This is a genomic window from Allobosea sp. 10L422, assembly GCF_056395345.1.
Genome location: NZ_JBFTJI010000020.1, coordinates 37078 through 46127, shown reverse-complemented (window position 1 = coordinate 46127; position 9050 = coordinate 37078). Strand labels below are relative to the sequence as shown.

The following is a 9050-nucleotide window of genomic DNA, read 5'->3' as shown; positions in this document are numbered from 1 at the left end:
CGGCCCGGCACCCCGGCGCTGGCCAAGTTCCTGCTCGACCTCGGCTACAACACCGGCGAGTTCGGCAAGAACCATCTCGGCGATCATACCGACGCGCTGCCGACCGCGCACGGCTTCCAGGAATTCTGGGGCTATCTGTATCACCTCGACGCGATGCAGGGCGTGAGCTTCCCCGACATCAACAAGACCCCTTCCCAGCAGACCGTTGCTCCGCCATGCATCAACACGACGATCCCGGGTATTCCGCCGGTTGCCGGCGCGGTGGACCCACGAACCTCGGTCTGCCTGACGCCGCCGCGTCCGGTGATGTTCTGCACGTCATCCGATGGCACGGCGGCCAACCAGACCTGCCGGGACGAAGGGCCGCTGACATTGGAGCGTTCGAAGACGGTGGACGAGGAAATCTCGGCCAAGGTGGTCGACTTACTTGAGCGCAACGATCCCCGACGGACCAACAAGCCATTCTTCGCCTGGTACAACCCGGCGCGCATGCACATCACGACGGTTCTGTCGCCGAAATACGAGGCGATGATCGGCGAACCCGGCGGCAAGGATTGGGGCCTCAACGAAGCCGGCATGAAGCAACTCGATGATAATATTGGCGTCGTGCTCAAGAAGCTCGAGGACATGGGTCAGCTCAACAATACGATCGTCGTCTTCACCACCGACAACGGCGCCGAGACGATCACCTTCCCGGATGGCGGCACCACGCCGTTCAAGGGCGGCAAGCTGACCACGTGGGAAGGCGGCATGCGCGTACCGCTGCTCGTCCGCTGGCCAGCCGGTGGCATCCGCGCGGGGACGGTCAAGAATGACATCTTCGCATCACTCGACTGGCTGCCCACGCTCGTCAACCTGGCCGGCGGAGACAAGGGTGATGCTCTGAACCAGCGCATCAGGGCTGGCAGCTATCCCGGCATCGTCAAGACCACGCTCGATGGCGTCGACCAGACCGAATACCTGCTCGGACGGTCAGAAAAATCGGCGCGCGACACGTTCTTCTACTATTCCGGCAAAGAGCCGTCGGCGGTGCGCTACAAGAACTGGAAGATCTACTTTGCGATGGTGTCGGATTCGCCCGCCGGCTTTGTCTCGGGCGTGCAGCCATTTCACTGGGCCCAAGTCGTCAACATCAAGCGCGACCCGTTTGAGACCTCGATCGGCTCGCAGTACAAGACGCTCATGGGTATGGGTGGTACGATCGGCTCGCCCTCCACTGCCTACATCTACGATTGGAACATGCTGCCGATCGGCCAGGCGCTGTGGATGAAGGAACTTCTCTCCTACAAGGAGTTCCCGCCGATGCAGGACCCGGCGAGTTACAACCTCGATCAGGTCATCGATCAGATCAAGAATGCGAAAGGCCGGTCCGACTGATCGCCAGCAAAAGCTGCCCAACTGGTCGCGCGCCGGGCGCTCGATCCTTCAAAGTTTCAGAAGGATTTTCGCGTGCGGCGCGGCCGGAGACTAAGGATCGGGTCGATCGCGCACCGGCCGATCGTGAAATCGAGCGGCTGACCGCCGCAAGATGGCTGCCGGCCTAACCGGTCCCTCCCTAAACTCGGCCCGGTCTCCGAAAGGGGATCGAGCCTTTTTGTTATGCAGAGATCACTCGATGATTGTGCGCGTCGGGTTCTTAGACCGGGCTGGGCGTCGACACCGTCAAGGGGCCGCCGCTCAGCCGCCGGCAGAAGATCGAGCGCGAGCTCTTCACCGATCCCATGCCTGAACGCGTCGAGCCATGCCTGGCGCTATTGAGCCGCAAGATTCCGCGCAGCGATGACTGGTCGTACGAGGTCAAATGGGACGGCTATCGCTTGGCTGTAAAGGATGCCCAGGCCCTCGGGTTGGACAGTGCGATCTTCGACGGAGAGGCTGTCGTGCTGGGACAATCGGGGAGCGGCGGATTTCAGCGCGCTTCAAAAAGCTCTTGGTGGACGAGGGGGGAAGCGCTCCCGCCTCGACAGCAATTCTCTATGCCTTTGATTTGCTCTACCTTAACGGCCATGACTTGCGGGCGCTGGGCTATGGTGAGCGGCGCGACATCCTGGCGGACGTCCTCAATGGTGCAGCCCATGGTGCGATTCGCTTCAGCGAGGATGTGAGGGCCGATGGCCCCGCTTTCCTGATGCTCGCCTGTGAGATGGGGCTCGAGGGCATCATCGCGAAGCGGCGTTCGGCTGCCTATCGATCTGGCCGCGGCGGGGAATGGCTCAAGATCAAATGCGTCCAGTCCGAGAGCTTCGTCATCATCGGCTATGAGCCGTCGATGGTCGCGCTCGGTGGGGTGGGCCGGCTGCTCCTCGCAGCTCGCCAAGGGGACAACCTTGACTATGTCGGAGGAGTCGGAACTGGCTTCACGGACGCCAGCGCAAGAGCGCTGCGAAAGCAGATGGAGCAGCTCATCGTCCCGAGGCCAGCCGTAATCATGAAAGGGCACACGAAGGGCCGCCTATGGCTGGCGCCGGCCCTTGTGGCCGAGATCGAGTTCCGCGCCTGGACCGATGAAGGCAAGCTACGGCATGCCTCCTACAAGGGGCTGCGAGAGGACGCCAATCATGTCGACGTCTACCAGATCCGCTAGCGGGCCTTGCGCACCCGAAAAATACTCGGAACCGCTTCAATCATGGTCAGTTTCTCTACCACCGCATGCCGACCGAAATTGTACCAACCCGAGGGGAGCAACAATGAATCGGCGAACTTTCCTCACAGCTCTGATAGGCGGAGCTGTAACGAGCGCGGTCGCCGCAGAGACCGCATACGCGCAGTATTACGTACCCTATGATCGTCGGCCTCATGAGTGGGAAGACGACAGGGACCGCTATCGCAGGAACCGGTACGAACGCGAGCGGGATTGGGAGCGGGAGAGGAGGCGTCGCGACTATCGTCGTCGCTGGGACGATGAAGAGGACGACTGAGCGGGGGGTTCTGCTAGATCTTATGCTGGGCGCGGGCAATCGGCCCAACCTGCGGTAGCGCCGATTTCAGGCGCCTTCTACGCCACCCGTCGACATGCTAACCGCACTCGATCAGCGTGATGTAGCGCGTCCCGTTCTCGCGCATGTTGGCGATGGCCATCATCGCGATAAACCTTCCGGTCCTACAGAGCCCTGATCTGCTCTTTGAACTCCTCGGCAATCGCGCCATGGCGGGCGAGGACGTCGATCGAAGCGACTTCTCCGGTTTCATCGTCCGCGACCACATGCACAACCGCGACGCCCTCGGCGGTGCGGCCCAGGCGCTCGCCCTCATTCAGCGCGTGGTATTTCGTTTTCGCCGGGACGCGCTGGGCCGGAACCAGCTTCTTCCGATGGGTCTTTGAAGGGCTGGAGGAAGAAGGTGTCGACGTTTATGGGTTGACTCCCGGAAAGCCCGTTCTCATTTTGTTCTCATATCTCGAGGACAAGAGCAATGTCAGGCCGGCCAGCCGATCAGCATGGTGAAGACACCACGCTGGACGCGGAAATCACCGGCATCGTCTCGATGCTGCTGGAGGAACACGGCAGCAAGGCGGGGGCCCTGCGCGCCCTGGCGCATGACTTCATCGTGCTGCTGGCGGACGCCGATCGCTCGGTCTCGCGCGGCTTTCTACGCGGGGTGTTCTCTCAGGGGGCGCGGCCGGTTCGCGAGCCTAAACAATGACCGAGCACGAACCCGCCGAACAACCAGACCGAGCTGCGGGATTTCGTGCGCTTCCGCTGCCATTACTGCCAGCGTAGTGGGGACGCTCGGCTGGCTTCGTTGGCCTGGCGCTACGGCGCGCATGCGACGCTTGCTCAGCTCGTCGCGCTGTTTCGCAACCCATGCCCTTGGCGGTACGACAACCCGGTCCGAAAGCCGCAGAAATACGGCATGAAGTGCGGAGCCTACTGCCCGGATATCGGCCGGACCTCCCGATTGGCCCCCGCCAATGATGGGGCTCAGCTCGTCGAGGCGATGCGAAAGCTGTTTGCGAAGTTCGACGTGGCGGCGCAGGTCGTGCCGCAGCCGGGGATCTTCCCGGATTATTCGGCGCCGATTATTCGCAACGAGGGGAGCGCTCCGACGCTCACGATGACGCGGTGGGGCATGCCGTCGTCCAAGAAGGCGCAGCTCACGCCGCGACCATGCGCGCCGACAAGCTACGGGCGAAGGGCAAGGAGGTCGACTTCGACCAACTCCTTCGGATGGAGCCGGACAGCGGAACGACAAACGTCCACAATATCTCAGGCTCGCATTGGAAGCGCTGGCTCGGCGTCGAAAGCCGATGCCTTGTGCCGTTCACCTCGTTCAGCGAACTCGACTGGGGCTCGAAGCAGGATGTCTGGTTCGCGTTCGGAGAGGAACGTCCGACAGCCTACTTCGCCGGCATCTGGGCGCCGCAATGGACCAGCGTCCGCAAGATCAAGAACGGCGAGGAAACGATCGACCTCTACGCCTTCCTGACGACTGATCCGAACGCAGAGGTTGGCGCCATCCATCCCAAGGCGATGCCTGTGATCCTGACGACGCCGGAGGAGTGCGAGGCTTGGATGACCCCACCTTGGGAGGAGGCGAGGGCGCTCCAACGGCCACTGCCCGACGGGGCACTGAACGTCGTGGCGCGTGGCGTGAAGAAGGACGGCGGCGAACCCGAGGCCAATCAACCGGCGACATCCTTGCTCTAGAAGCTCCGCGGCGCGGGCGAAGCCAACCCCCAGAATTTGGCCCTCCAGGGCCGGCGGGCGGCTTTTCATCGGCCTTCGACACTCCTCTAAACGTTCGACGGCAGCTTCGCTCGATGGGCTGAGAACTAACGGAGTTGTGACCCCGCCGGATTCGCTTCCCTCCGCTAAAAGGCGCAAAGCTTCCTCGCCGCACGTGCCTAATGCTCGTGTTGCTGGCGAAGGGTGGCCACCGTCCCGCCAGGCAGGCCAGAGATCTTCCCGCTTTTGAAATGACCCGGCTCAGTCTTGAGCTGCCGCGTGGAAGCGCACCACGCAGTCGATACACCAGAGGTCGGCCTCATGCACACGCTCACGCTCGTAGTGGCTGGCCTCTCTCTCGCCCTGGTCGGCGCCAGTGCTCAGGAATTGGATGAATCGTCGTTTGAACGGCCGCTGACTGACCCCGCAAGCCCATCTGGCTCCCTGAGAAACCAACCAATCGCAATTGTTGACATTAGTTTGCTGCCAAGGGCGAAGCAGGTGCAGATCCGTCGTGACGTCGCGGAGAAGGGTGAGGCCGAACTTCAGAAACTTAGGATTGCGATTGAGGCAGTCCCGAGCATTGTTTCCGCTCTTCGGGCAAAGCAGCTGTCGCCAACGAATGTTCTATCGGCAGAGACCAGCCCCCGCGGACGCTTAACACTCCTGATTGCCAGACGATAACCCTAGCCTGCCGCTCGCCTCGAATTTCGTCGTCCATCGCCCTCGGGTCGGCGGCCGCCCTAGGCCCACCGGGAAAGTCCGGGTGGCGGGCTGAAGAGCGGACTGCGGTTCGGCTCACCGCCACGCCCCGCTCGGCCACCCGTAGATCACAACGAACACGAGCGCCGTTAGGGCAAGGGTGGTCGGGTGCGGCGGGGAACGTGCTGAGCCCCCGCACGTTCGATTCGTTTTCGAACATGAGGAGCACACAATGGACCATTCCAGCCATATTCGTCTCGCCAGCAGTCAGCTGACCGCGCCTATCCTTGAAGGGGCCACAATCTACGGGCCGGGCGATGAAAAGATCGGAGCGGTGTCACATGTCCACGGGAGCCACGTCGTGATGGATGTTGGCGGCTTCCTCGGCATTGGGGCCAAGCACGTCGGCGTACCGATCAGCGATCTCGAGTTCATGCGCGATGCAGATGGAAACGTCCTCGCCGTCACCACCTGGACCAAGGAGCAGTTGAAAGCGATGCCTGAGCATGTCGACCTCTAAGGTCGTTGAGCCAGGGGCGCGCGCGTGGGAGAATGCCCTTCCGCAGCAGGCCAACAGATCCTGGATATGGGCGCTGTCGAGGAACTTGAGACCGCCGAATTTGACGAACGGGATGTTCCGGCGCGTGAGCTCGATTTCGAGCGGACCGCTGTGATGGGAGGCGCGAAACAGCACCGCCTGTTGCTTCAGCGTCGAGCCGCCCTCCCGGTTCTCCAGAACCTTCTCGGCGATGAAGCAGCGCAGATGCACGAGGCCCTGGCGAAAGGGTCGCCGGCCAAAGGTATCGGAACCGCCTTTCTCGTCGGACTGGGTTCCAGCGATGACGTCGAAAGCGGCTGCTTGGGCGTTGGGTCGATCGTCGAGTTCAGCCGCGCAGACCCTGAAATCAATGCTCTCAACGAAGCTGCCAGCATGACCTTGGTCAAGGCATTCGCGGCTCGCGTTCGCGCTGGTATGGAAGACGGCGAACTCGACGAGAGGCTCGACGCCGACGCCGCCGGCAGGATGTTGCTGATGCTGCGCTCGGGTCTCAAGGTGGCGGCGCGAGGAGGCGTCAGCGGTTCTGAACTTCGTGACGCCGCATGTCTGGCGTTGCGCAGCCTAACACGCAGCCGCTAACGCCCGCTGCCTGACTAGCCACAAGGCGGGACTTCCACAGCAGTAGCATTGCCGAAAGCGACAAGACACAGAGCGCCATGACCGGACGTTGAGCCATTGCCTGTGCGACTCCGGGCTGAATGGCAGCGCAGGTAGCCGGGGGACCGCGACGATCAACAGATCTCGGTGATCCCCGTCAAAAACCGCCGGCGACGAACAACAGGACGAGGATGCGCAGAGGTCGCGCGTGCCCGACAATTGGGAAAGCGGCTGGCCACGTCATGCCGGCTGCAAGGAGGGTGGAGGCTCTCTGAATGCCGGTCCCGCCCCGCCAGACGGGCGGGAGAAGGCAGACGAACGCCTTTACCTGAATGACGAAATCGTCTGTTGAGCGTAGGATTTCGCTGGAAGCATTCTGCGAGGACGATTTGCGAAAGAGCCTGAGGCACAGCAGACGCCCGCGTTCTAGGCATTAGCTATGGAGTCATCGAGGTTCGCGCCGATGACTGCGCTCCGAATGCTCGGCGCGGTCTGAAGAGAATGGACTGCAAATGTGATGTGGCGAATAGCTCAGCTATTTCGACGACGCGGCGGCTGGCGATCGGTTATGTAAATGCACGGCTATAAAAATTAACATCAGATATTTTGAATAATTGTTTAAATCATTTATCACATAAGCTAATATAATTGAATATGATTTATAAAAATTATCTGAATTATGGTTTAAACAAATATAGATCGCCCGAAACATAAGGAATAGACCTATGCCTCTGCTGGAACTTCGGGGAATTTCAAAGCACTTCGGTGCGATCGAGGCACTAAAGGCCGTCGATCTAGCAATTGACGCAGGTGAAGTTGTCGGCCTCATGGGTGATAATGGTGCGGGCAAATCGACGTTAGTGAAGGTTGTCGCCGGTAATTATCTTCCGTCCGAGGGAGAGCTTCGCCTCGATGGCATGGTCAAACACTTTTGCAGGCCAGTTGATGCCCGGACTGAGGGGATTGAGGTTGTCTATCAGGACCTCGCCCTGTGCGACAATCTGAGCGCGGCCGCGAACGTATTCCTTGGAAGGGAACTGAAACGCCGCATCGGTCCGCTTGCGGTCCTCGACTACAAGGGGATGTACGCCCGCGCCGCCGAGCTGTTCAAAGAGCTGAAGTCTGAGACCCGCCCCCGCGATCTCGTGAGACTGATGTCCGGCGGCCAGCGCCAAGCTGTGGCAATTGCACGGACACGCCTTGCCAACGCGAAGATGGTGCTCATGGACGAGCCAACCGCGGCCATCAGCGTTCGTCAGGTCGCCGAGGTGCTGGATATGATCCACCGGCTCAAGGATCGCGGAATCGCAGTCGTCCTCATCAGTCACCGCATGCCGGACGTGTTCGCCGTTTGCGACCGGGTGGTCGTCATGAGACGAGGCCGCAAGGTCGCCGACAAGCCTATTGCGTCGAGTTCGCCTGAGGAGGTCACGGGATTGATCACCGGGGCCATCCAGACCGCCTGATGCTGCGCAAGGAGCCGCCCATGTCGAGCGCCGTTACCCGCCCGCTTCAAGGCAGTGTCGCGATCGAGGACGTCACTGGCCTCAGGGAGCGGAGTTTTGGGGAGAGGCTGCTCTCCAGCCAGCCCTTCTGGGTGACGATCGCCCTCATCGTCATGACCCTAGCCATGACCTGGTATCAACCGGAGGCGTTTGCCTCGGCCGACAACTTCTTCAACATCACGCGAAATTTCGCCTTCATCGGCATCATGGCGATCGGCATGACCGCCGTCATCCTCACGGGCGGCATCGATTTGTCGGTCGGGTCGATCATGGGGCTCGCCGGCGTCGTCTGCGGCCTCGTTCTCCAGGCCGAGGGGCATTGGGCGCTCGCAATCCTCGCCGGTCTTCTCACCGGAGTGGTCGTCGGGGTCGTGAATGGCGTCCTGATCTCCTATGTCGGCCTCCCGGCCTTCGTCGTCACGCTCGGGATGCTGTCCGGAGCCCGCTCGCTTGCCATCGTCCTGTCTCAGAACAAGATGATCTACGAATTCGGTCCCTCGGGAGACGCTTTCAATGCGATCGGCGGCGGCTCCATCTTCAGCATTGCCAACCCGGTCTGGGTGCTGCTCGTGCTGGCCGTCACCTTCAGCATCATTCTCAACTTCACGAGCTGGGGCAATTATCTCTACGCCATCGGCAGCAATGAGAACGCAGCCCGCCTGACGGGCGTGCCGGTCCGGCGGATCAAGCTGCAGGCCTATATCGTCTCGGGCCTGACAGCCGCGCTGAGCGCCGTCCTCATCGTCGGCTGGCAGGGCTCCGCCATCAATGCGCTCGGACAGGGTTACGAATTGCGCGTGATCGCTTCGACCGTGATCGGCGGCGCGGACCTGATGGGCGGGCAAGGCGGGGCCTACGGCGCTGTGATCGGCGCCGCGCTCATCGAGGTGATCCGCAATTCTCTTCTCATGGCCGGCGTCGACGCCAACTGGCAAGGCGCCTTCGTCGGCCTGTTCATCGTGTTGGCGGTTCTGCTGCAGCGGATCCGCGGCAGGCGTTCGGCATGATGAATGCCGGACAACC

Annotated in this window: 7 protein-coding genes and 3 pseudogenes; 9 read left to right on the top strand and 1 reads right to left on the bottom strand. The window is 61.5% G+C overall.

Annotated elements, in window-relative coordinates:
- The 6 genes and pseudogenes from AC1DEZ_RS26170 to AC1DEZ_RS26145 all read left to right on the top strand — a co-directional run.
- On the top strand, positions 1-1377 hold a 1377-nt coding region (locus AC1DEZ_RS26170; RefSeq protein WP_476781134.1), incomplete at its 5' end, for a sulfatase-like hydrolase/transferase.
- Positions 1378-1646: 269 nt separating this feature from the next.
- A pseudogene (gene ligD / locus AC1DEZ_RS26165) lies at positions 1647-2584 on the top strand (non-homologous end-joining DNA ligase).
- Positions 2585-3070: 486 nt separating this feature from the next.
- Positions 3071-3322 carry a hypothetical protein gene (locus AC1DEZ_RS26160; protein ID WP_441514545.1) on the top strand — a complete coding sequence of 84 codons (252 nt, stop codon included), beginning with the start codon at positions 3071-3073 and terminating at the stop codon, positions 3320-3322.
- 89 nt (positions 3323-3411) lie between these two features.
- On the top strand, positions 3412-3642 hold the full coding sequence (locus AC1DEZ_RS26155; protein WP_476781133.1) for a hypothetical protein: 231 nt from the start codon (positions 3412-3414) through the stop codon (positions 3640-3642).
- Between the two features lie 294 nt (positions 3643-3936).
- Positions 3937-4646 (top strand): annotated as a pseudogene (locus AC1DEZ_RS26150) (SOS response-associated peptidase family protein).
- 952 nt (positions 4647-5598) lie between these two features.
- Positions 5599-5886, top strand: a complete 288-nt coding sequence (locus tag AC1DEZ_RS26145) for a PRC-barrel domain containing protein (protein WP_441513866.1) — start codon at positions 5599-5601, stop codon at positions 5884-5886.
- Between the two features lie 48 nt (positions 5887-5934).
- Here AC1DEZ_RS26145 and AC1DEZ_RS26140 read toward each other — a convergent pair.
- Positions 5935-6120: pseudogene (locus tag AC1DEZ_RS26140) on the bottom strand (3'-5' exonuclease); the annotation flags it as partial.
- 9 nt (positions 6121-6129) lie between these two features.
- Here AC1DEZ_RS26140 and AC1DEZ_RS26135 point away from each other — a divergent pair.
- The 3 genes from AC1DEZ_RS26135 (at position 6130) to AC1DEZ_RS26125 (ending at position 9034) form a co-directional block, all read left to right on the top strand.
- The gene (locus AC1DEZ_RS26135; RefSeq protein WP_476781132.1) at positions 6130-6504 is read left to right on the top strand and encodes a hypothetical protein; all 375 of its coding nucleotides are present in this window, start codon (positions 6130-6132) and stop codon (positions 6502-6504) included.
- Between the two features lie 743 nt (positions 6505-7247).
- Positions 7248-7988 carry an ATP-binding cassette domain-containing protein gene (locus tag AC1DEZ_RS26130; protein ID WP_476781131.1) on the top strand — a complete coding sequence of 247 codons (741 nt, stop codon included), beginning with the start codon at positions 7248-7250 and terminating at the stop codon, positions 7986-7988.
- Between the two features lie 20 nt (positions 7989-8008).
- Entirely contained in the window at positions 8009-9034 is a 1026-nt protein-coding gene (locus AC1DEZ_RS26125; RefSeq protein ID WP_476781130.1) for an ABC transporter permease, read from the top strand.
- Positions 9035-9050: the final 16 nt, after the last annotated feature.

Coding starts and splice junctions, on each gene's coding strand:
- AC1DEZ_RS26160 (WP_441514545.1), top strand. CDS start 3,071: ATGGCCATCATCGCGATAAACCTTCCGGTCCTACAGAGCCCTGATCTG.
- AC1DEZ_RS26155 (WP_476781133.1), top strand. CDS start 3,412: ATGTCAGGCCGGCCAGCCGATCAGCATGGTGAAGACACCACGCTGGAC.
- AC1DEZ_RS26145 (WP_441513866.1), top strand. CDS start 5,599: ATGGACCATTCCAGCCATATTCGTCTCGCCAGCAGTCAGCTGACCGCG.
- AC1DEZ_RS26135 (WP_476781132.1), top strand. CDS start 6,130: ATGCACGAGGCCCTGGCGAAAGGGTCGCCGGCCAAAGGTATCGGAACC.
- AC1DEZ_RS26130 (WP_476781131.1), top strand. CDS start 7,248: ATGCCTCTGCTGGAACTTCGGGGAATTTCAAAGCACTTCGGTGCGATC.
- AC1DEZ_RS26125 (WP_476781130.1), top strand. CDS start 8,009: ATGTCGAGCGCCGTTACCCGCCCGCTTCAAGGCAGTGTCGCGATCGAG.